The organism is Actinoplanes subglobosus (genome assembly GCF_042650585.1).
GTDB classification, from domain to species: domain Bacteria; phylum Actinomycetota; class Actinomycetes; order Mycobacteriales; family Micromonosporaceae; genus Actinoplanes; species Actinoplanes subglobosus.
In genome coordinates this window covers 53,205-74,159 of sequence record NZ_JBHSBL010000020.1, presented here as the reverse complement: position 1 = coordinate 74,159, position 20,955 = coordinate 53,205, and the positions used below count along the sequence as shown (strand labels likewise).

General features: G+C 71.9%; 16 protein-coding genes. 3 read left to right on the top strand and 13 right to left on the bottom strand.

Annotated features, from left to right (window positions below; genetic code table 11):
• Positions 1 to 56 precede the first annotated feature (56 nt).
• The 7 genes from ACFO0C_RS29480 to ACFO0C_RS29450 form a co-directional block, all read right to left on the bottom strand.
• On the bottom strand, positions 57 to 2,198 hold the full coding sequence (locus ACFO0C_RS29480) for an ATP-grasp domain-containing protein (RefSeq protein ID WP_378069981.1): 2,142 nt from the start codon (positions 2,196 to 2,198) through the stop codon (positions 57 to 59).
• Complete coding sequence (locus ACFO0C_RS29475) at positions 2,195 to 3,544, bottom strand: glycosyltransferase family 2 protein (RefSeq protein ID WP_378069980.1); 1,350 nt, start codon at positions 3,542 to 3,544, stop codon at positions 2,195 to 2,197. The genes ACFO0C_RS29480 and ACFO0C_RS29475 overlap by 4 nt, the downstream gene beginning before the upstream one ends.
• Positions 3,541 to 4,239 carry a PIG-L deacetylase family protein gene (locus tag ACFO0C_RS29470; protein WP_378069979.1) on the bottom strand — a complete coding sequence of 233 codons (699 nt, stop codon included), beginning with the start codon at positions 4,237 to 4,239 and terminating at the stop codon, positions 3,541 to 3,543. The genes ACFO0C_RS29475 and ACFO0C_RS29470 overlap by 4 nt, the downstream gene beginning before the upstream one ends.
• Positions 4,206 to 4,751 (bottom strand): hypothetical protein, encoded by a 546-nt coding sequence (locus ACFO0C_RS29465; protein ID WP_378069978.1) that lies wholly within the window; start codon positions 4,749 to 4,751, stop codon positions 4,206 to 4,208. Before ACFO0C_RS29465 ends, ACFO0C_RS29470 begins: the two co-directional genes overlap by 34 nt.
• A 97-nt stretch (positions 4,752 to 4,848) precedes the next feature.
• Positions 4,849 to 5,649 (bottom strand): slipin family protein, encoded by an 801-nt coding sequence (locus ACFO0C_RS29460; protein WP_378069977.1) that lies wholly within the window; start codon positions 5,647 to 5,649, stop codon positions 4,849 to 4,851.
• Between the two features lie 293 nt (positions 5,650 to 5,942).
• A complete protein-coding gene (locus tag ACFO0C_RS29455) occupies positions 5,943 to 6,914 on the bottom strand; it encodes a DUF6910 family protein (RefSeq protein WP_378069976.1) in 972 nt (323 codons plus the stop codon).
• Positions 6,915 to 6,935: 21 nt separating this feature from the next.
• Positions 6,936 to 7,367, bottom strand: a complete 432-nt coding sequence (locus ACFO0C_RS29450) for a PPOX class F420-dependent oxidoreductase (RefSeq protein ID WP_378069975.1) — start codon at positions 7,365 to 7,367, stop codon at positions 6,936 to 6,938.
• 1,290 nt (positions 7,368 to 8,657) lie between these two features.
• On the opposite strand from ACFO0C_RS29450, the gene ACFO0C_RS29445 reads away from it, so the two are divergent.
• Positions 8,658 to 8,993 (top strand): hypothetical protein, encoded by a 336-nt coding sequence (locus tag ACFO0C_RS29445; protein WP_378069974.1) that lies wholly within the window; start codon positions 8,658 to 8,660, stop codon positions 8,991 to 8,993.
• Here ACFO0C_RS29445 and ACFO0C_RS29440 read toward each other — a convergent pair.
• Both ACFO0C_RS29440 and ACFO0C_RS29435 read right to left on the bottom strand, forming a co-directional pair.
• Positions 8,977 to 9,174 carry a hypothetical protein gene (locus ACFO0C_RS29440; RefSeq protein WP_378069973.1) on the bottom strand — a complete coding sequence of 66 codons (198 nt, stop codon included), beginning with the start codon at positions 9,172 to 9,174 and terminating at the stop codon, positions 8,977 to 8,979. The genes ACFO0C_RS29445 and ACFO0C_RS29440 overlap by 17 nt on opposite strands.
• A gap of 162 nt (positions 9,175 to 9,336) precedes the next feature.
• On the bottom strand, positions 9,337 to 12,780 hold the full coding sequence (locus ACFO0C_RS29435) for a HEAT repeat domain-containing protein (protein ID WP_378069972.1): 3,444 nt from the start codon (positions 12,778 to 12,780) through the stop codon (positions 9,337 to 9,339).
• 174 nt (positions 12,781 to 12,954) lie between these two features.
• Here ACFO0C_RS29435 and ACFO0C_RS29430 point away from each other — a divergent pair, with 174 nt between their 5' ends.
• A complete protein-coding gene (locus ACFO0C_RS29430; protein WP_378069971.1) occupies positions 12,955 to 13,680 on the top strand; it encodes a pectate lyase in 726 nt (241 codons plus the stop codon).
• Positions 13,681 to 13,795: 115 nt separating this feature from the next.
• Here the strand turns inward: ACFO0C_RS29430 and ACFO0C_RS29425 are convergent, their stop codons facing one another.
• Positions 13,796 to 15,145 carry a transglutaminase-like domain-containing protein gene (locus tag ACFO0C_RS29425; protein ID WP_378070485.1) on the bottom strand — a complete coding sequence of 450 codons (1,350 nt, stop codon included), beginning with the start codon at positions 15,143 to 15,145 and terminating at the stop codon, positions 13,796 to 13,798.
• Between the two features lie 287 nt (positions 15,146 to 15,432).
• On the opposite strand from ACFO0C_RS29425, the gene ACFO0C_RS29420 reads away from it, so the two are divergent.
• On the top strand, positions 15,433 to 15,642 hold the full coding sequence (locus tag ACFO0C_RS29420; RefSeq protein WP_378069970.1) for a hypothetical protein: 210 nt from the start codon (positions 15,433 to 15,435) through the stop codon (positions 15,640 to 15,642).
• A 614-nt stretch (positions 15,643 to 16,256) separates the two neighbouring features.
• On the opposite strand, the gene ACFO0C_RS29415 is transcribed toward ACFO0C_RS29420, so the two are convergent.
• The 3 genes from ACFO0C_RS29415 to ACFO0C_RS29405 are packed head-to-tail and all read right to left on the bottom strand — an operon-like array spanning position 16,257 to position 20,900.
• Complete coding sequence (locus ACFO0C_RS29415; protein ID WP_378069969.1) at positions 16,257 to 17,378, bottom strand: DUF58 domain-containing protein; 1,122 nt, start codon at positions 17,376 to 17,378, stop codon at positions 16,257 to 16,259.
• Between the two features lie 4 nt (positions 17,379 to 17,382).
• Positions 17,383 to 18,354, bottom strand: a complete 972-nt coding sequence (locus tag ACFO0C_RS29410) for an AAA family ATPase (RefSeq protein ID WP_378069968.1) — start codon at positions 18,352 to 18,354, stop codon at positions 17,383 to 17,385.
• Positions 18,348 to 20,900 (bottom strand): fibronectin type III domain-containing protein, encoded by a 2,553-nt coding sequence (locus ACFO0C_RS29405; RefSeq protein ID WP_378070484.1) that lies wholly within the window; start codon positions 20,898 to 20,900, stop codon positions 18,348 to 18,350. Before ACFO0C_RS29405 ends, ACFO0C_RS29410 begins: the two co-directional genes overlap by 7 nt.
• Positions 20,901 to 20,955: the final 55 nt, after the last annotated feature.

Here is a 20,955-nt window from a genome sequence, read left to right as displayed (position 1 = left end):
CCCGCCGCCGGCCGCCCGCGTCACCGGCCCGCCGCGCACGTCGCCGGCCGGCCGCGTCATCGGCCCACCGCCACGGACTCGGCGCGCGTCGCGACCAGGTGCCCGAGCGTCTCGGCGTGACCGCCGCCGGGCGCCGGGGCCGGGCGGGCCGGGGCGGTGGACGGGGCGGGCGGCGTGTAGTTCGGGACGGAGACGGTGACCGGGTCGAGCGGGTCGGGCAGCGGGCTCCCGTCGGCGGTGTAGTAGACCTCGGCGAAGTGGCGGGCCATCCGGACGCCGGGGCGGAATCCGAGGGGCGCGATGGCCGTACCCGGATCGAGGATGCCGGACAGGAAGGCGCCGACGACGTCGGCGCCCGCGGCGAGGGTGAGGGGCAGCCCGCCGGAGAAGCGGGGGTTGACCTCGACGACCGTCGCCGCGCCGTAGTCGTCGACGAAGCCCTGCACGTTGGCGGGGCCGGTGTGCCGGACCGTCCGGAGTGTCGCCGCCACCACTTCGGTGACCGAAAGTGATTCGAAGGTGGTACCGCGGGTGGAGATGCCGCCGCGGGTCTCGTCGCGCCAGCGGGGCACGCAGGCCAGCAGGGTCCCGTCGCGGCCGACGAGGGCGTCGGCGGTGAACTCGCGGCCGGGCAGCCGGGTCTGGACGATCGCGCCGGGCACCGCGGCGAAGGCGTGCGGGAGGTCGGCCGGATCGTCGACCATGATCACGTCGCGGCTGCCACGGCCGCGGGCCGGTTTGACCACCCAGGGCCCGGGGATCCGGCCGGCGGTCGCGGCCGTCCACGCGGTCGCCGGGTGGGGGACGCCGGCGGCGTGCATGATCCGCGCGAAGGTGACCTTGTCGAGGCAGAGTTCGGCGGCGGCCGGGTCGGGCAGCCAGGTCCGGACGCCGAGCGCGTTGACGGCCGGCTCGAACGAGGCGAGCGCGTGGTATTCCTCGGCGACGGTGCAGATCAGCGCGACGGGCCGGTGCTCGTCGAGGACGGCGAGCACCGCGGCCGAGTAGCCGGGATCGTCGGCCCGCGGGAGCACCGCACCACGGCCGGCGAGACGCAGCCCGACCGCGTCGGGGTTGGCGTCGAGGGCGAGGACGTGGTCTCCCGCGGCCTGCAGGGCGCGGATCACGGCGACACCGGCCGGGCCGCCGGCACCGGTGACGGCGATCAGGCGACCGGTCTCCTCGACCGAGCGTTCCCGGGGCGCGCGCATCAGCCAGGCGCGGGCCCACAGGCGCAGCGCGATCACGTCGCCGTTGCCCATCGGCTCCCACTGGCGGGCGGCGACCGCACCGGCGAGGGCGTCGAGGACCAACGGGTCGGTCTCGTAGGAGGCGACGGCCAGCAGCGTGGCGGTGTGCACGCCGAGGCCCTTGGCGGCGAGTTCACGGACGATCTCGGCACGGCGGGCGGGGGTCTCGTGGCCGACCCGGTAGTCGATGCGGCGCTGTTCGCGGCGGCGGGCCAGCCTGCGGGACAGGGCTTTCGGCAGGATGCGCCGGTGTACGACGGCCGCGATCTGCAGACCCCGGTCCCGCGGGTCGTCCTCAGACGTTTCGAGCGGGACCCGGTGACCGAGCCCCGGGCGGGCCCATCCGGCCGGGCGGTCGGCGGTGTGCCGGCCGGCACGGTCCTGTTCGGCGCGCTGCGCGTCGTACATCGTCAATCCGATCATGATGAGGAGGCCGATGAGGGTGTAGGCGAAGTTGAGGACGGCACCGACCCAGTCGTGGAAGAAGACCAGGGCGTCGACGGCGAAGTAGCGCCCGGCCAGCAGCGAGCCGAGCAGCCGGAACTGGTTGGCGGCGACGACGAACGCGGCCGCGCTGAGGAACCCGAGCAGGGCCTGCGGACGCTGGCGCAACGCGACGACGGCCAGCGCGGCCAGCGCGAGGACACTGCTCCAGATCGAGCAGGAGCCGGTCATCTCGGCGACCACCGGTTCCAGATCGGGGCCGAAGACGACGAACGAGTCGCCGAGCGCACCGGAGATCTGGTCGACCCCGAGCACGTCGATGATCTTCGAGGCGAGGCTGACCTCGAAACGGCGTACCGGGTCGACGAACAGCAGATATCCGCCGACACACGCGACGACCGCGCCGACCATCTCGAGGATCACGAGCTGGCGGCGGCGTACCGTCGCGGCGGTTCTCGGCTTTTCCCGCAGAGCCGAGTCGAGCCGTTTGCCGATGCGGGTCATGAAACGCTCACCGGTGTCGAGGTGGCGCCCGACCGTGCCGTTTTCGACCAGGTGTAGGAGGTGCCCCACATGCCGTCGGCATAGGCCTTGGACGCGGTCAGGATCGACATGCCGAAAGCGGGGATGAAACCGATCAGCATCCACACCGCGCGGCGCTCGACCCGGCCCAGGACCAGGCCGACGGCCAGTTCGGTGAACGGCCCGGCGAACAACAGTGCCGACAGCGACACCATCGAGAAAGCCGACTGGTCACCGATCCCGCAGGCCCGCAACAGGATCAGGAGCAGACCCAGGCCGCAGAGTACGGGCACGTGGTACACCCACAGGAAAAGCATCGTCTCCAGCTTCTCCATGACCGACAGATGCGGCGTACGCAGAATGGGCCGCCAATAGTCACGCAGGCATTTCTGGTGTCCGCGTGCCCAGCGGTAGCGCTGTTTCCAGAACCGCCGCGACGACAGCACCGCCTCCTCGAAATCGACGGCCGACGGGTCGTAGCGCACCCGCCACCCGTCGAGCAGCAGCCGCAGTGTGAGGTCGGTGTCCTCGGTGACGGTGTGCGGGTTCCAGCCGCCGAGCGCCCGGATCAGGTCGGTGCGCACGGCACAGTTCGCGCCACCGTAGGCGGGCAGTTCGAACAGCGCCTGACGGCCGTACTCGTTGACGAGATACCCGGACAGATAGTCGATGAAGATGGTCGACGCGAGCCCCGACTCCACCCCGTTGCGCACCACGCACCGCCCCATCACCGCGCCCACCTTCGGGTCGCGGAAATGACGGACCAGCCGGCGCAGCACGTCCGGCTCGGGCTGGTGGTCGGCGTCGAAGATCACCGCGATCTGGGCGTCGACCAGCGCGAGCGCGTCGTTGAGCGCACCCGACTTGCCGCCGCCGGCGCCCGGCTCGCGGTGCAGCACCCGCAGACGCGGGTCGGCGGCCGCCCACGCGTCCAGCTTCGCGCCGGTGCCGTCGGTGGAGGCGTCGTCGACGATCACGACGGTGAGGGCGTGCCCCGGGTAGTCGAGCGACAGCATCGCCGCGACCATGCCGTCGACCACGAGCTCCTCGTCCTTGCAGGCCACCAGGACGGCGACCGGCGGGGTGAACGACTCGGCGCCGACGAGCGGGGCGTCCAGGTCGCGTTCGGCCCAGCGGGCGGCCGACACGGCGAACCCGAGGTGCCGGAAGAAGAACAGCAGGAAGATCACGTTGAGGACGGTCGCGATCCAGCCGAGCGTGCTGTCCAGGCCGAGGACGGCCGCGATCAGCACGAATCCGGCCAGGTGTGCCAGCAGGCCGAGGCGGTGGTGCGGGGACACCGCCCGGCGGCGCCCCCGCCTGTTCACGCGGCTGCCCTGGCGTACGAGGGGATCTCAAGATCCGTGAGATGCGGTGGCGCGGCCAGATCCCAGACGAAACGACCGGGCACGAACGCCTCCGCGTACCGGACCCGGGCCTGCGCCCCGTAGTGGCGGGCGCTCGCCACGACCACCTCCGGGTCGACCATCGCCGAGTTCTCCACCTGGCTGCTGTGACACGACAGCGCGGCGATCTTGCGGTCCAGGTGGGCGGAGATGTCGACGAACAGCGACGGCTCGAAACGGGTCGTCGACGGGCTGCGGTAGTGCAGGATCCGGCGGGAGTGCCGGGCCGCGGAGATCGTGGCGGCGGCGACGGCCCGGTGGTCCTGGTGGGAGTCGTCGGGGGCGTGGACGTACACGACGTCGGCCTCCGCCTCGGTGATGGCCCGCTCGATCAGCGCGATCGTCACCGCGCCGGCGGTGACCTCGCAGTCCACCAGACTCCCCCAGACCAGCAGGCAGTCCAGGCTGCGGGCGGCCGCCTCGGCCTCGCGGCGGCGGCCACCGGTGGCGCCCGGGCCGTTCTGGCCACCGGTCACCACCAGCATGGTCACCGCGTCACCGGCGGCCCGGTGGGCGGCCAGGGCCCCACCGCAGCCGAGCTCGATGTCGTCGGGGTGCGCCCCGACCGCCAGCACGCTGCGCATCATGACGTGCGGGCCGCCCGGCGCCTGCGCCACACCGCCAGGACGGCGGCGACGGCACCCGCGGCCAGGAACGCCAGGATCGGGCCGAACCCGTTGCCGCCGGCCGGCAGGCTGACGTCGTTGCCGCAGGAGGGGCGGTTCCAGTGCGCGGCCACGCTCTTGCCGCCGACCTGCCAGGTGACCTTGGTGTCCTTGGTGACCCAGCCGGTCGCGAAGGCGGCCTTGTGGGTGCCGGGCGAGAACTTCGTGGCCACCTTCGCGTCAGTCGACGAGGTGCCACCGGAGAGCACGACCTTGTTGTTGTCGCCGGCCGCGATCGTGCCGGTGCCGGTCGAGTCGCTGACGTAACCGAAGACCGCCCGGTACCTGCCGGTGCTGCTGTCCTTGACGACACAGTCGCAGGTGGGGCTGCCGGCCAGCGTCTGCCAGGTGGCGGCGGCCGGGCCGGTGTTCATGAACAGCGCGGTCGTGATCGCCGCGACCAGGGCGACTGCACCGGCCGCGAAGGCGGTGCGCCGCCGGCGCAACAGCGGGACGAGACGCATGACAGGAACCTCCGCAGTCCGGGCGACAGTGATGGCGCGACCTGCCAGATCGGTCGCGCCATCGCCCGTATGAGGTCCCTTACTCGTTCACGTGCTGCTACTCGTTCACGTGCTTGTCGAAGCCGATGTACAGGCGGGCCGACGCGTTCGCGCCGAGGGCGCCCAGGGTCTCCAGCTCGCGCAGCCGCAGCAGGGCCGGGTGCTGCGCATACGCCTCGGCGGCGTCGGCGAGACGGCGCAGCGCGTCGACCTCGGCGTCGGCGCGGACCCGCTTCGCCTCGGCGTCGGCCTCGGCGGCGATCCGTGCGGCGTCGGCGCGCGAGGTCGCCTCCAGCAGTTCACGATCAGCCTTGGTACGGGCCTCGACCATCTGTGCCTCGGCCATCCGCTGGGCGGTCAGCACCCGGTTCATCACGTCCTGCAGGTTGCCCGGGAACACCAGATCCTTCACGTCGGCACGGATGATCTGGACGCCGTAGCCCGCCGACACGCCCTCGACGTCACGCAGGATGTCCTCGGAGAGCTGGTTGCGGTTGGTGAGGATGGCCTCCAGCGTCATCGAGGCGAGCGACCGGCGGGCCGCGAGCTGCACGTCGCTGTAGACACGGTCGCTGTAGTCGGACACCCGCTCGACGGCGGCGACCGGATCGGTGACCCGGAAATGCGTGATGATGTTGACCCGGACGGCGACCTTGTCGGCGGTCAGGATCTCCTGGCCCTTGATGTTGAGCTCACGCTCGCGCAGGTCGACCTGGACGACGTCGACCGTCGCCACCCGGCCACCCAGCCGGCGGCGTCGCGGCAGCTCGTAGCGGCCCGGCTCCAGGACCTGGTCGAAACGGCCGTCGACATAGCGCAGGCCACGGAAACCGCTGCGGATGATCACCTCGTCGGTCATCGGGGGTACACCTCATTACTGTTTTCATGCATTTATGTCTTGTCATGCATTTGTTCGGGGAAAGAAAGGGAGGCCCCGTAGCGGTTCCGATGGGAAGGATCGGTCGCGGATGATGGCAGCGGACAAGCCTGGTTTGATCGCCTGTGCGCCCGCTGCTTACGCGCTTTCTTCTGAGACCGCCGGGGCCGATCGCCATTCTTCTGTGCGGCGTGACCGGCCGGCAACGTATTTATCCACCACCGCGGGTGTCACCACCGCCGGTATCACCACCGCCAGTGTCACCACCGCCGGCATCACCACCGCAGGTGGAGTGCCAGCCTGCGCGACGGCGCCTCGTAGTCGTCGGCGTCGACGACGGCCAGCAGGCGGACGCCGCCGGGGGTCGTCTCGCGGATGGCCAGGCCCTCCACCTTCTCGGCGCCGGGGATCTCGGTGAAGACCGGTGGCTCGCCGTCGGTGCCGAGCAGGGCCAGACCGGAAGCGATCACCGGGCCGTCGTCGACCGCGTTCGGGGTGTCCTCGGCTGCCACGCTCACCAGGATCCGGCCGTCGGGCAGGGTCACCGCGTCGGTCACGGCCAGGGCCACTCCCCGTGTGGTGCCGAGGTCGTGTCGGCGTACCCCCAGGATCTGGATCTCGTCGGGGTTGATCTCGCCTCGCATCGCGGCGAGCAGCGCGGAGGCCTCGATCTCGGCCGACGCCGTGGTGGCGCCCACCGCCAGGTTGGCGCGCTGGAACCAGTGCAGCCTGTCGCCGGTCAGGCAGGCGCCCTCCAGGTTGAGCTGATCCTCGCGCAGGCCGAAAGCGGTGGCCACGGCCAGGTAGAGCGGGCGGAGATCGGCGACCGTGAAACCGCTCGCGTCCGCCTTTTCCGCGGTGCTTCCGGTCGCGTGTCCGGGCAGCCTTTCGGCGGCGCTTCCGGGCAGCCTTTCGGCGGTGCTTCCGGTCACCAGGGAGGCTCGCATCCGGGACGGTGACGAGCCGGAACCGAGCATCAGGACCTCGCCGCCGGGCATCGCGCATGCGGCCTCGAAGTCTGGTTTGAGATGCTTGGTCCCGGCGGCCTCGCTGAACGTCTCCCAGCCGTCGACCGGGTCGATCACCGGGAGCGCAGTGATCGTTCCCGGTCGTATCCAGGCGGCGTGGATGGCGTCGTCCTGCGCCACCAGCCATCCGTCACCGAACGGTGCGATCGCCGAAGCCGACCGCACCGGCGAGCCGTCGTCGAAGGTCAGAGCCGTGATGTCCTCGATCTCCAGGAGCACGCCCCCGATTTTCGCACCGATTCAGCGCAACTTGGAGCCGTACACGTGCTCCACCTTCAGCGCCATCAGAACCCGGCGGTCGTCGACCATGACCTGGCGGTACTCGGCCCAGTCCGGGTGCTCGCCGGCCGCACCGCGGTAGTAGTCGACGAGCGCCTGCACCTCGGGACCGTCCGGATCGTCGCCCGGGCCGGTCAGCGTCACCGAACCCTCGGCGGTCGCCCACGCCCAGCCGTCCGCGCTCGTCACCTCCAGCGCGGCCCGCGGGTCACGGCGGAGGTTGGCGGTCTTCGCACGGTTCGCGGTGATCGACACGTAGATGGTCTCGGAGGCCCGGTCGTACCAGGGCGTCACCGGGGAGAGCTGCGGCAATCCGTTGGCCTTGATCGTGGCGAGAACGCCGATCCGGCTGTCCGCGATCAATTGACGAGGGTCGAACGAAGAGTCGGTCATGTCCGTGGCAATCCCCGGGCCGGGCGCGGTATTCCAGATCTCTGTCAGGATTGCCGGTGTGGTCGTGGTGCAGCGGGTCCGACCCGGCCGATCTTGCCCGCCTGACCATCGAAGGCGGTGGCTGATCGGTCGAAATCTCGCAAAGCGATCCGGTGAACGCCCGTGGGGATCCGACATCGTTGCGCCGCGCATGCTGCGGCGGTCACGCGGCCATCCGCAGAAGGGCGATGAACAGGACGGCTCCGGACGCCAGGGCGAGCAGGACGCGGGGCTGGCGCAGGCCACGCCACCAGGGCAGAGCCCAGAGAAGGGCCCAGAGTCCGAGGAATCCGAGCACGTGGGTGCGGATCAGGGTCCAGGTGAGTTCCTCGCAGCCGTTGATCGCCCGCACCTCGTCACACATGGACGGCGGTTCGCCCGCCGAGCCGAGGATCACGATGCCCCAGAAGATCACCAGCGCGGGTGCGGCGAACAGCGTCACCACCGGTACCGCGATGTAGGCGAGCAGGTCCCGGCGGCAATCCCCGGTCCACCGCGCCAGGCCCCGGCCCCGCTCCGAGAGCTCCTCGTCCTCCGACGCCAGTTCATCGGCATCGTCGCCCACCGAATCGCCGGCATCGCCCGGCACGAAGCCGTCGGCGTCCCTGGCGACCGGCCCGGCACTGGTGGCGGCGCCGGCTCCACCGAACGCCGCCGCAGCGGCAAGGTCGGCCGCGATGGCAGCCGACTCAGCGGCCTCCGCCGCGGCGACAGCGGCCGCATATGCGGCATCCGCAGCAGTCGCGGCGGCATCGGCAGCAGTNNNGGCCTCCGCGGCAGCGACGACAGCCGACTCGCCGTCGTCGACGTGGCCCGGCTCAGGCTGCACCTCGCTGTCGGGGGTTTCAGCGCCCGCCATCGATGCGTGTACGGCGACATCGTTCGTGGTCACCGGAGGATCGTCGTCGCCCGGAACGTCGGCGCCCGGCCTCGGATCGGTGCCCGCTACCGCGACAGCAGCGACCGCGGCATCTTCGGAGGCACTCGATTCGGAATTCGCACCGCCCGCCTGGACAGCAGCAACCGCGGCATCTTCGGAGGTGCCCGATTCGGAATCCGCACTGCCGATCTCGGCCTCGACAGGCTCCGTCTCGGGCGACGTGGTGGCGGTGGGAGTCCGGGCGGTGCTGGGTTCGGGCATGGGGCGTGATCATAGACAGCGATCCGTCGTTGCGGTGCCCCGTCGATCGGCGGGTACCGCAGGTCAACCGGCGGGTGCAGCAGATTGCACGTGCGTGCGACGATGCGCGGATGCACGGGGATGAGCAGGGGCTGCGGGTTACGGCGTCGGTGTTCGGGCGGACCATGTGGGTGATCGCGGGGGCGGTGCCGTTCTTCTATCTGGCGGCGGCTGCCGAGGTCGAGTGGATGGAGAATCTGGCCGACAACGGCACCGGCAGTGTCTATGCGACGGCCGGGCTGTGGGCGATCTTCCTTGTCCTGTTCCTGGGGGCCATGATGTGGCGTTTCCCGAAGGCACGGCCGGCGGCGCTCGCCGGATGGGCGTTGAGCCTGCTGCCGGCGGCGGGTCTGGCCGTCTGGGGGTACAGCCTGGTGTACTGCGACTGCATCACGGTCGGAAGCTGAATCCGGCTGCTCGGAGACGGGCCGAGGAGATCGGGACCGTGGGGGTGGCGATCTCCGCGCGGTAGGTGAGCTGCGGCAGACCCGACCCGGTGCTGATCCGGGCGAAGAACTCACGGTTCGTCGGCGGGACCGCGGTGTCGGGAACGGCGTTGAACGGACCGGTCAGGTCGTTGGTGACCACGAAGTCGAGGGCTGCGGCCGCGTCGCCCCGGCGGCGGTCCAGCGGGCGGCGAGTTCCATCCCGACGTTGCCGCAGCCGACGATCACATACCGCACACGCACCTCCGCACCAATGCGTCTCCGCGAGACCGCAGCGGGGCGTAATGGAAACGGCGTTTCCCTTTCACCACATGCCGTCCTCTTCCGCGATGCGGTCGGCAAGATCTTTGACACCCTGGTGGTACGGCCACCGCTCCGCGAGCGCACCGACGGCAGCGCGCCACCGATCCGGATCCCGTTTCTCGTCCTCGTCGACGAATCGCCGCAGGAGCTCCCCGGTGGCCGGATCGTCCCGCCAGCCACCGGCCAGCACCCGCACGGCCGCGGCCCGGTCGTTCCCGGTGGCGCCCTCCGCGGTGAGTCTCCGCACCAACGACAGCGTTCCCGGATCGTCGTGCCAGCCCGCCGCGAGGTGTTCGAGAGCGGTCTGCCGGATCACCCGGTCGTCGTCACCGACCGCGAGCCGCACCAGGACCCCTCTGGTCGCCGGATCCAGCCGCCGGGTGATCACGAGAGCCTGAACAGCGGCCGCCCGGACGCTCTCCTCCGCGTCATGGACCGCCATGCCGTCCAGCCGTCTGCCCGCGTTCCCGTCGTCGGGTCCATCGGTGGCCAGCAGTACCGCGGCCCGCGCCCGGACGGCCGGATCCCTGCCGCGGCCGAGTTCGACCAGGAGCGCGAGCACGGCACGGTCGCGACGCCCGACCGCGGCCAGGAGCATCATCGCGACCCCTCGGAGATCCGGCAGGATCTGACCCCGCGCGATCCGCGTGAGCAGGTCCCGCACGTCGACCCGATCCGGCCAGGTGGTGGCAAGGGTCCAGAGCCCGGCCTCGGAGAACCGGCGTTCGAGGAGGGCGGGAGCGCGAGTGGCGGAAGCCTGTGAGGCGGCGGCCGCGGACGTGCCGACGAGTTCGCACAGTCGGCCCGGAAGGTCCGGGTCGTCGGGCCAACCGGTGGCCAGCGCCCGGACAGCGGCCATCCGATCGACCGGATCGCCGGAAGAGGTGGCCTCCTTCCACAGAGCCTCGACGGTCATGCCACCGTCACCCGGGACGACCACCGGGTCGACGCGCCGCCGGGCCGGCGGCCGCTCTCTCGGGTCTTCGTCGACAACCACGTCGCGGGCCGCCACCCGAAGGAAATGCGGTGTACGCGGGTCCGCGATCAGGGCCTCGAGCAGCGACGACGTCTCCGGATCGGCGCGCCAGTGGCGGCTCAGACCGCGGACGGCGGACGAGCGGACGAGCCGGTCGGGTTCGCAGCGGGCCACGCCACGGAGCAGCGCACCGGCCTCCGGGTCACCGGGCCAGCTCTCGATCAGGGCCGTCACAGCGCTCGACCGGACCGGCCGGCAGTGGTCGGTGACAGCGAACCAGCAGACCGTCCGCAGGGCCTCCGGATGGTGCCGCCACTCGAACCCGAAGGCCAGCACCGCACCCTGCCGGAGACGGTCGTCGTCATCGGCGAGACGGTCCCGCACCCAGGTCAGGGCGTCGCCGCCGGGCCCGGTGGCATCGGCGAACAAACGGACCATACCGGCGCGCACGTTTCCGTCCGGATCGCGTTCGGCGAGGGTGCGGGCCAGTTCGGCCGTTGCGGGGTCGCCCGGGCGGGCCCGGAGAAGGCCGCGGATCGCGTCCTCACGGACGGCCGGATGCGGCCCGAACAGCACGGACCCGGTCACGATCGCGAGGAACTCCGGGTCGTCGTGCAGCAGCGGGGCGACGACCTGGGCCACCGGCGGCACCTCGACGTCGACGAAGTCCTCGCCCTCGCGGAGGATGCGCAGGAAGCGGCCGCGCATCAGGTACCAGTCGCGGACCCGGTCGCGGATGCGGGAGTCGTGGCGGCCGATCCGGGCCAGCAGCGGACCCGCCGTCCTGAGCACGGCCACGACCAGCGGATCGGTGCGCCAGGCCCGGCTCTCCGCGATGTGTTCCAGCAGGGTGATCACCGTGCCGGCCGCCGCCGCGCGCTGTCGTGGCAGTGCCGCCGGATCGCGGATCTCGCCGAGGCAGCGGAGCGCGAGCAGGATGCCGCGGGGTTCGGCGGCGCGACCGGAGCGTGGCCGGCCACGGAACCAGTGTGGATCGGCGGTCAGCAGGCGGTCGACGATGCGGCCCGCCCGCGGTGCGTCGACCATGCCGGCGAGCAGGACCAGCGTCTCCTCGCAGGTGGGGTCGTGACGGTGCTGCTCGTACACCTGCTCGGCGGTGCCGCGGTCCAGGATGTCGGCGGCGGCCAGGTATTCGAGGAAGGCGCGGTGGACGAAGCCGTACACGCCGGCGCCGTAGTGGCTGAGGATGAAGTTGCGGGTGCGGAACTCGTCGGTGATCGCGGTGGCCACGGCCTTGGCCCGGCCGGGTGACAGTCCGTGTTCGTCGCGTAGGTAGCCGGCCGTCTCGCCGATCAGGTCGGTGTCGAGCAGGTGGTTGCCGGCCAGTCCGGCGGGGGCGTCCTGCATGCGGCGGGCGATGCGGCGCAGCAGGGCGAGCCGGTCTCGTGCGCCGAGGTCGAGGTGTTCGCGGGTGTGCCGGTCGTCGTGCAGGTGGCGGCTCGGGTCCCACTGGGCGACGAGCACGCCGATCGCGTGGTCGTAGACGTCGCGGCGGTCCCGGGGCAGGTCACGGTTGCGGCCGAGCACCGCCGTGATAGTGAGCAGCAGCGGGTTGCCGGCCAGTTCGGCCACGGCCGGTGTGCCGTCGATCGCGGCGAGCAGCCGGTCCCGGAGAGGATCGGCCTCGGCGGGTGGGGCGGCGAGCCGGTACCAGGAGGTCAGGAACTGTTCGATGCGGGGACGGTCCAGGTCCTGGAGCAGGAAGGTGCGGAAGTGCTCGCGGTCGAAGGTCGTGCGCCGGTAACCGATCACCCGGGACGTGACGACGACACGGGCACTGGGGAAACGGGCCGCGAACCCGGCGATCTCGTCGGCCACCTCGTCACGCAGGCGCGGGTCGAAGATCTCGTCGAGCCCGTCGAAGATCACCAGCGCGGGGCCGCCGGACCGCAGGTGGTCCTCCAGGACCGCACGGGGCAGGCCGTGACCTCCGGATTCGCCGAGGCGCTCGATCAGGTCGAGCAGGGTGCCGGACTGCCAGCGGTTACCGGCGTAGGCACGCAACTCGACGAGGACCGGAAGCGTGCCGCCGGGAGATGCCGAGGACGCCAGCGTCAGGGTGAGCCAGCGGGCGACAGTGGACTTGCCGGACCCCGGGTCGCCGAGCAGGACCAGGCCGCGGCCCGGTTCCTCGGCCACCACCGTGGTCACCGGGACGGCCGGCTGCTCGCGGTGCGCCCGCCGGATCCGGTCGAGAGTGTCCGCGTCGACGCCCGGAGGCAGTTCGCCGGCGTCTGCCTCACCGCGCTCGACGAGACGTCTTACCAGTTCACGGGGTAGTTCGATGGGGGGCGGCTCGGCCCGTACCTCAGGGGGCACGAAGATCTCCTGCAGCGGGACGAGCCGGTGCCGGTCGGCGTCGGTGACCGGGGACAACGCCCCGAGATCGGCGTGCGCGCAGCGCCGCCGCAACCGTTCGAGGTAGGCCTCGCGGATCTCGGAGTCCACTGAGGCATGTTATGCGGCGGCCGCCAACCTTCCTTAAGAGAGCCTTAAGTCTGCTCGGCGGAGGAAACCGCTTTCTCGCAAGATCCGTGCTTCTGGAGAGAAACCGCCCCTACGAGCGAAAGGCACACGATGGCTGACTCCCGGCGTATCAGAGGCAGAGCGATCGGGGCGGCGGTGATCGCTCTCGGACTGGGCGCGGCCGTGGTCTTCACCAACTTCGCGTCAGCGGCGGTGCCGGAGGCCACCGGAGAGCAGGTGGTGACCGAGACGATCGAGGTCACCGGGGTCTTCGACGGTGCGAACAAGCGGTTCATCGGCGGTGGCGCGCTGGGCGACGGCGGACAGGACGAGGGTCAGGACGCGCTGTTCGAGCTGGCCGACGGCGCGACGCTGCGCAACGTGATCCTGGGCAGCCCGGCAGCCGACGGCGTGCACTGCTCCGGCAGTTGCACCCTCTCCGGCGTGCACTGGGAGGACGTCGGCGAGGACGCCGCGACGTTCCGGGGCACGAACGCGACGGTCGTGATCGAGGGTGGCAGCGCGGCCAAGGCCGACGACAAGGTGTTCCAGGACAACCGGGGTGCCGGCGGTTCGGTGACGATCCGTGACTTCGAGGTGTCCGACTTCGGCAAGCTGTACCGGTCGTGCGGCAACTGTTCCACCCAGGCGGCACGCACGGTGCGGCTGGAGAACATCACCGCGACCGCGCCCGGTGACGTGCTGGCCGGCATCAACTCCAACCTCGGCGACCGGCTGACGATCGACGGCGTGACCCTGGTCGGCGACGACATCGAGCTGTGCGACCGGTTCGAGGGCAACGACACCGGCGACGAGCCGACCAAGATCGGTTCCGGCCCGGACGGTACGAGCTGCGTCGCGAGCAACGTCACCGGTCCGTGAGACTCCCGCCGGGGCGGCCGGTCCCCCCAGTTACCTCCCGGCTGCCCCGGCGGGCCACCCCCAGCAGGAACACACCTCCCGGCCGCCCGCACCCCGCTGCCCCGGTGTCCGGGTATCAGCGCCGGGGGCCGTTCCACCGCAACGGGCCCGGGTGCACGGACCACCAGATCCGCCGCCACCACGAGCGACGCTCCCGCAGCGCTGCGGCGTAGGCGACCACCTGCTCCCCCGCCCGCAACGCCTGCACGGCATCGGCGGCCTCCGGCGCGAACCCCGACGTGTTCACCGCGTCGACCAGGGCGTCCAGCCTCGGCAGCGGCGGCCCGTCGACCGCCACCGGCGCCTCCTTCGGCCCCTCCGCCGGCACCTTCATCGGCACCTCCGGCGGCGCTTCCACCCACACCTTTTTCGGCGCCTCCGCCAGCGCCGGAACAGCCCTGCGCAGCAACCCGGAACGCCTCGCCACCGTCGGCAGAACGGCCGCATGCCGCACCGCCTCGGTAGCCGACAGGTGAGCCGGAACCGGCCGCCCGGCCAGCCGCAACGCGTCGGTGAACTCCAGCCACGCCCCCGCGATCCGCTGCCCCGGGCTCCCCGTGGTCAGCCGCCGTCGCCGCAGGCTGCCGCGCATCCCGGCCACGGCAACAGCCGCCCCGACGATCAGCAGCAGCACTCCCCCGGACGCCCCGCCCGCGACGACCACCGCCGACGGCCCGGCCGTCGCGGGCGGTGCGGCGACCCCCGTGGCCGCCGACGCGGAATCGGTCACGGCGGGAGGTGGTGGCTCCGACGGGGACGGCGGCGGGCTCGGTGTCGGCGGTGTGAAGTCCTCCTCGACCGGCCGCACCTCGTCGTTCTTCGGCATCGGGTCGAACGCCATCCACCCGAGCCCGTCGAAGTAGATCTCGGGCCAGGCGAGCGCATCCCCGGCGGTCACCGACCCGCCGGCGGCCGGCACGCTGAAACCGACGACGACCCGGCTCGGCAGCCCGGTCAACCGGGCGAGCACCGCGAAGGCCGCCGCGAACTGCTCGGACGTGCCCTTCTGCCCGCCGATGTCCCGCCGGCCGAACAGGAAGTGCCGCAGGTTGGGATAGGCATGCCCACTGGGCGCGTCGGCGACATGCCGGTAGTGCTCGGCGAGGAACGTCTCGATGGCGACAGCCCTGTCGTACGGCGCCCCGGCCCCCTCGGCCAGATGCTCGGCGAGCCGTTGCACCTGCTCGGGAGCGCCCGCACCGACGGTCAGGAAGCGAGCGACGGCGTCCCCGGACGGCACGTCGGCGAGCGGCAACCGGCCGAGGTCCGGCTTCGCCACCTGCGAGACCGCTGTGTAGTGCAGGCCCTCGTCGAGCCCCTCGGGGCGGATCAGGGTGCCGCTGGCCGCGTCGTAGGCGACCCGTGCCCCGGTGATCGTCGCCGGCGTCGGCACGGCCGGGAGCAGCCGGCCGGTCAGCCCGGTGATGGTGATCTCCTGCTGGAACTCGGTGACAGCGGTCCCGGCGGGCAGATCGGGCCGCGGGCAGCACCCGGCCGGCGTTGCGGTAGACGCCGCCGACCTTCCACGTGACGCCGTCGTAGTCGGAGAGCACGGCCAGCCGCAGCCTCCCGGCGCCGGCTGAGCTGGACCGGAACTCCAGGAGTGGCTGTCTCGGGTCGAGAGCCCATCCGGAGATCCGGTTCAGCGGGCTCTCGTCGAGGCTGTCCACGCGGGGCGGCTGCACGTACCGCCGAGGGTCGACCGGTGTCGCGGTGACGCTGCCGCCGATCCACGGACCGGCCGCCGCGATCACGCCGAGAAGCACCGCGAGACCGGCGACCGCCCCGCCCACCGCGCGCGCCCGCACGGCCGCGGGAGTGTCCGAACCGGTTCCCGACGCCACCGCGAGAGCGACCACGACCAGTCCGGCGAAGGCCAGCGTGAAACCGGTCGCCGCCGTCGCGTTCGGCCCGACCACGTAGAGCACCGCCACGTACACCCCGATCGGTGGCACGCAGCCGAGCAGCACCCGCCCACTTCGGACGGCGACCTCGGCGGCGGCGAGGCCCGCGATCCAGATCGCGGCGACCGCGACGACCACGGTGTCCGGCGCGCTCTCGACCGGGATCATCGCGGTGAGCAGCCGTGGAATGCCGTTGGCGAGCGCGTCCCGGGCGACCGCGGCGGTCAGCCCGGCGTCGCCCGCGGCCAGGAGCAGAGCGAGCGCCAGGTAGCCCGCGAGCAGCACCGCGGAGATCGGGGCGACCGCCCACGACGGCAGCCGCCGCATCGCGACCCCGGCACCGACCGACCCGGCCGCCGCACCCGCGGCCAGCCGGAACATCAGGTCGTCGGCGAAGATCCGCCCCAGCACGGCCGCGGCCAGCATCAGCATCCCGGCGAGCGCCGCCGCGACCACGGCCCGCCGCGCGAACGCGGACGTCACCATCCGCGCACCCCCGCCGCCACGGCCCGGCCGGCGGACCGGAAAGTCACCATGTGCGTGCCCCGGCTGCCGCCACGGCCCAGCCGGCGGACCGGAAAGTCACCATGTGCGTGCCCCGGCTGCCGTCACGGCCCGGCACGGACCCGGGCGTCACCATCCGCGCATCCCGTCCCAGGCGGCGGCGAACTCGGCGCCGTCGGCGGCCTCGATCACGAGCAGGCGGTCGGTCGCCGAGGCGGGCGGCGCGTCACGGTCGCCGAGGACTCCGGCGAGGGCGATGGGGTACGTCCCCCGCAGTCCACTGACGGCCCCGAGATCCGCACGCCCACCCGGCCCGGTCAGGAAGATCAGTGTGTCCCCGATCTTCTGCGCGCGCAGCCGTCGCAGAGTGGCCGCCAGATCCCCGTCACCGGGTACCGCCTCGGTCAGCACGTCGAGATACGGCCCCGTGCCACCTCCACCGATCAGATGCAGACTGACCGGCAGATCCTCCCGGACGGCGGCGACCACGATCGACGCTGCCGCCTCACACGCGTCCTCGAAACTGTCACCACGGTGCGCAGCGGCCCGGTCGTCGAGGAGCACCACGATCGTCGGCTCCGCGGTGTCGAGCTGCTCACGGACCATCAGTTCGCCCACTTTGGCGCTGCTGCGCCAATGCACCCGCCGCATCTCGTCGCCGGGAACGTACTCACGCAACGTGTCGAACGTGATCGTCCCGTGCGGAACCTTGTCGGCGTTGCCGTCGAGACTGCGGGTCAGGCCGGCCGGGGTGGCACGCAGCGGATGCACCTTCGGATGGACGCGCACCACGATCGTCTCGCCGTAGGACCGGGCCAGCGTGATCAGCCCGAGCGGGTCACGGCGGGTGACGTGCAACGGGCCGACCGGCACGAGCCCGCGGCGGTGGGTGGGCACCGGATAGGTCTCGACGGTGTCGTGGCCGGCCCGCAACCGCAGCAGCGGCACCTGGACCGTCGCCGTCCCGCAGCGGTCGGTGGCGAACAGGGTGGCGGCCCGCATCCGGCTGGTGTTGCTGATGGTCAACGTGACGTTCGCCGGCTCGCCGCGGCCGACCCGGTCCGGGTCGGCCACCCGGGTGACGCCGAGGCTCGGGCGCCAGAACGCGAACACCGCCGCCGCGAGCACGGCGAGAGCGGCGGCCGCGCCGAGTACCGCCAGATCCGGGTAGCCGTAGCGGAAACCGGCGCCGAGCAGGACCGTCGCCCCGGCGATCAGGCCGGCGCCTCGTGCTGTGATCCCGCGGAACACCGGATCAGGCCGGGACGTGCTGGTCGGGCAGCGGGACGGGCACCGACCGCAGGGCGTCGGCGAGCACCTCGGCCGGGGTGACCCCGCGCAGCTGGGCGTCGGCGGAGAGCAGGACACGGTGGGCGAAGACCGGTTCGACGAGGTCCTTGAAGTCCTCCGGCAGGACGTAGCCACGGCCGTTGATCAGCGCGTACGCCGAGGCGGCACGGGTCAGGGCGATCACGCCGCGGGGGCTGACGCCGACACGGACCTGCGGGTGGTTGCGGGTGGCGGCGGCGAGGCGGACGGCGTACGCGTAAAGGGGGTCGGCGATGTGGACCGCCGCGACCATCCGTGTCATCTCGCCGATCATGGCGGTGTCGGTGACCGGGTCGAGGGTGTCCGGTGACCGGACCGCGGCGCCGCGCAGCACCTCGATCTCGACCTCCTCGGAGGGGTACCCGACGGAGAGTTTGACCAGGAAACGGTCGAGCTGCGCCTCCGGGAGACGGTAGGTGCCGTCCATCTCGACCGGGTTCTGGGTGGCGACGACGAGGAACGGCTGCGGCACCGGGTGCGGCACGCCGTCGACGGTGACCCGGCGCTCCTCCATCACCTCGAGCAGCGCCGACTGTGTCTTCGGTGACGCCCGGTTGATCTCGTCGGCGATCACCAGGTTGGCGAAGACCGGGCCCGGGTGGAACTCGAAACCGCGGCTGGCCTGGTTGAAGACGGTCACGCCGGAGACGTCGGAGGGCAGCAGGTCGGGCGTGAACTGGATGCGCCGCCACTGCCCGCGGATCGAAGCGGCCAGCGCCCGGGCCAGGGTGGTCTTGCCGACGCCGGGCACGTCCTCCAGCAGCACGTGCCCCTGGGCGAACATCGCGGTGATCGCCAGCCGGACGACCTCGGGTTTGCCGAGGACGACGGTGCCGATCCGGTTGGCGAGTTCGGCCGCGACGTCGGCGAACCCCTTGATGTGGGCGGGGGTCAGCACGTCGACAGGTCCGCCAGGTCGTCCCCGCCGTCGAGGTTGAGCCACGCCCACGGGATGTACGTCTTGCCCTTGTAGTCCACCTGGACCCACCACGTGCTTCGCTTGTTGTCGTTGTAGACGTACGCGTAGACCTCTTCACCGGCCTTCTTGCAGTACGTCTTCAGTCGCGTCCCGTTCTTGACCCAACCGGCCTGCTCGTCGTCGTCCTGCCTGGCGACCTTGAAGATCTCGTTGCCGTTGCGGCCGTCGACGTCGGAGTCGCAGTACGTCCTCTGGTCGCCGGAGTCACCGTTGATGCAGGTGGCCGTGCCGTAGAGGGCGTCGGTCGTCTTCGCCATGCCCTTGGCTGCACTGCCCGCCGCGTTCTTGGCGGTGACCGTGAACGTGTAGCCGGTGCTCGGTTTCAGCCCGCTGGCGTTCAGCGACGAGCAACTGCCGGTGGAGCCCTTGCCGCCGCCCGACACGGTGAGCGTGCACGTGGTGGTGCCGCCGCCGTTGTTGACGGCGAACGTCACCTTCGCGGTGTTGTAGGTCGGGTCGACCGCGGTGACGGTCACCGTGGGAGCCGCCACCGTGCGGGCCGACGCCGTCGCTGCCGCCCCGGGGCCGGCCTCGTTGACCGCTGTCACCTCGACCTGCACCGTCGCGCCGTTCCCGAGCCCGGTGAGGGTGGTCGCGGTCGCCGTGACCTCGGTCCGCGTGCCGCCCGACGTCACCACGTACTTCGTGATGGGCCGCCCGTTGTCGGCCGGCGCCGTCCAGGTCACGCTGACCGCACCGGCCTGCCCGGCGACGGTGGTGGCGGCCAGGTTCTCCGGGGCGCCCGGCGCCGCGAACGGGACCACGCTGTTGCTGACGGCGGACGCCTCGGAGCCGGCGCCGATGTCGTTGATCGCGACGACCGTGAACGCATACGCCTTGCCGAATTCGACCTGGTTCGCCGCCACGGTCAGCTCGGTGCCGGTCGCCTCACCGATCGGGGCGGTGCCGCCCTCGGTCACGGCCGTCACCGCATACCGCACGATGTCGTGGCCCTGACCGTTGGCGGCCGGCCAGGTGAGCGTGACCGTCCCGTCCGGCTCGGCCTCGGCGACCGGGACTCCCGGCGCGTCCGGCACCTCGGAGGTCGGCATGACCTCGTTGCTGTCACGGCCCGGCCCGTCGCCCTTGCGGTTGACGGCGTGCACCTCGAACCGGTATTTCTCGCCGTTGGTCAGCCCGTCCACCACCAGCGACCGCTGGTCGGCGCCGACCTGGAAGGTGCGTCCCGCGCCGGCCACCACGTACTTGCTGATCGCGGCGCCGTTGTCCGGGGCCGCCTGCCAGGAGACCCGGGCCTCGGCGTTGCCGGCAGCGGCCCGCACGCTGCGCGGGGCGCCCGGTTTCGCGGCCACCGGCTTCTTCGGCTTCTGCTCCTTCGGCGGGGTCGGCGGCGCCAACACCTCTGGCGGGTCGCCGCCGAGGACGTCGTCGTCATACTTGTCGACCGTCCGGACCTCGTGGTTGTCGTCGACGACACGCGCCGTCGAGGAGCCCGGCGCGTTGATGAACAGCCGGTTCTCCCGGACCTCCAGCTCCAGGTCACCGCCGGGCCGGGCGATGGCGATCGGCTCCTGCCGCCTGCCCTCGCTGTCGAAGACGTGCACCGTGCCGTCGGCCGCCGGCACATACAGATAACCCTGGTAGGTGACCGCCGGCCGCAGCTCACCACCGGAAGCCGGGACGGTGACGTCCCGCACGCCGGAGGAGGTGACGGTGTAGACCCGCCGCTCGTCCGGCAGGGTGACGGCGATCATGTCGCCGTCGGAGTGGGCCGGCAGCTCACCGGGCGAGGCCAGCGGCAGCGTCACCGGCTGCCCGGCGCCCTTGTCATCCACGCGAACCAGTGCGTTCGTCGTCCGGTCGAGCACGGCGACGCCCTTGTCCAGTGCGGTCACGGCCAGATCGTGACTGGGCGCGGCGACCGGATCGGTGCGCAGCCGTGTCGCGCCCGCCTCGCCGGTCACGATCGCGGTCACGGTGCCCTCGCTGGGCGCGGCGATCCACAGCCGGCCGGCCCCGTCGAACACACCGCCGCTGATACCCGGCGGGAACTGCAGCGGCTCACCCATCGGCTGCACGCTCGACGGGTCGACCTGCTGCACCCTGCCCTGGACCGCGTCGACGACGAACGCGTCGTCACCATGCAGCGCCACACTCACGCCGATGCCCGGCTGGGACTGCTGATTCCAGTAGACCTGCAGGTCGGTGAGGTCCATCGAGGCGATCGCGCCGGTGTCGGCGTCACGCAGCAGCACGAACCGGTCGCTCTGGCTGACCTGCACCTGATGCCGCAACGCATCCGGCACGTTGGCACGCGTGTCGACGCGGGCGCTCACCCCGTTGACCCGGGCCAGCTCGCCGGCACCTTTGCTCCACACCCAGGAGGCGGCATCGAAGCTGGCCAGTGCGTCATCGGCGGCGCCGAGCCCGCGCACGGTCAGCCCGAGACCGGCCGCGAGAACGACGACGGTCGCCATCGTGACCAGCTGGCCCCGGCTCGGCATCCGGACCCCGCGCCGCGGTGTGGTGGCATCGGTGCTGGTCACTGCGGCTGCCCTC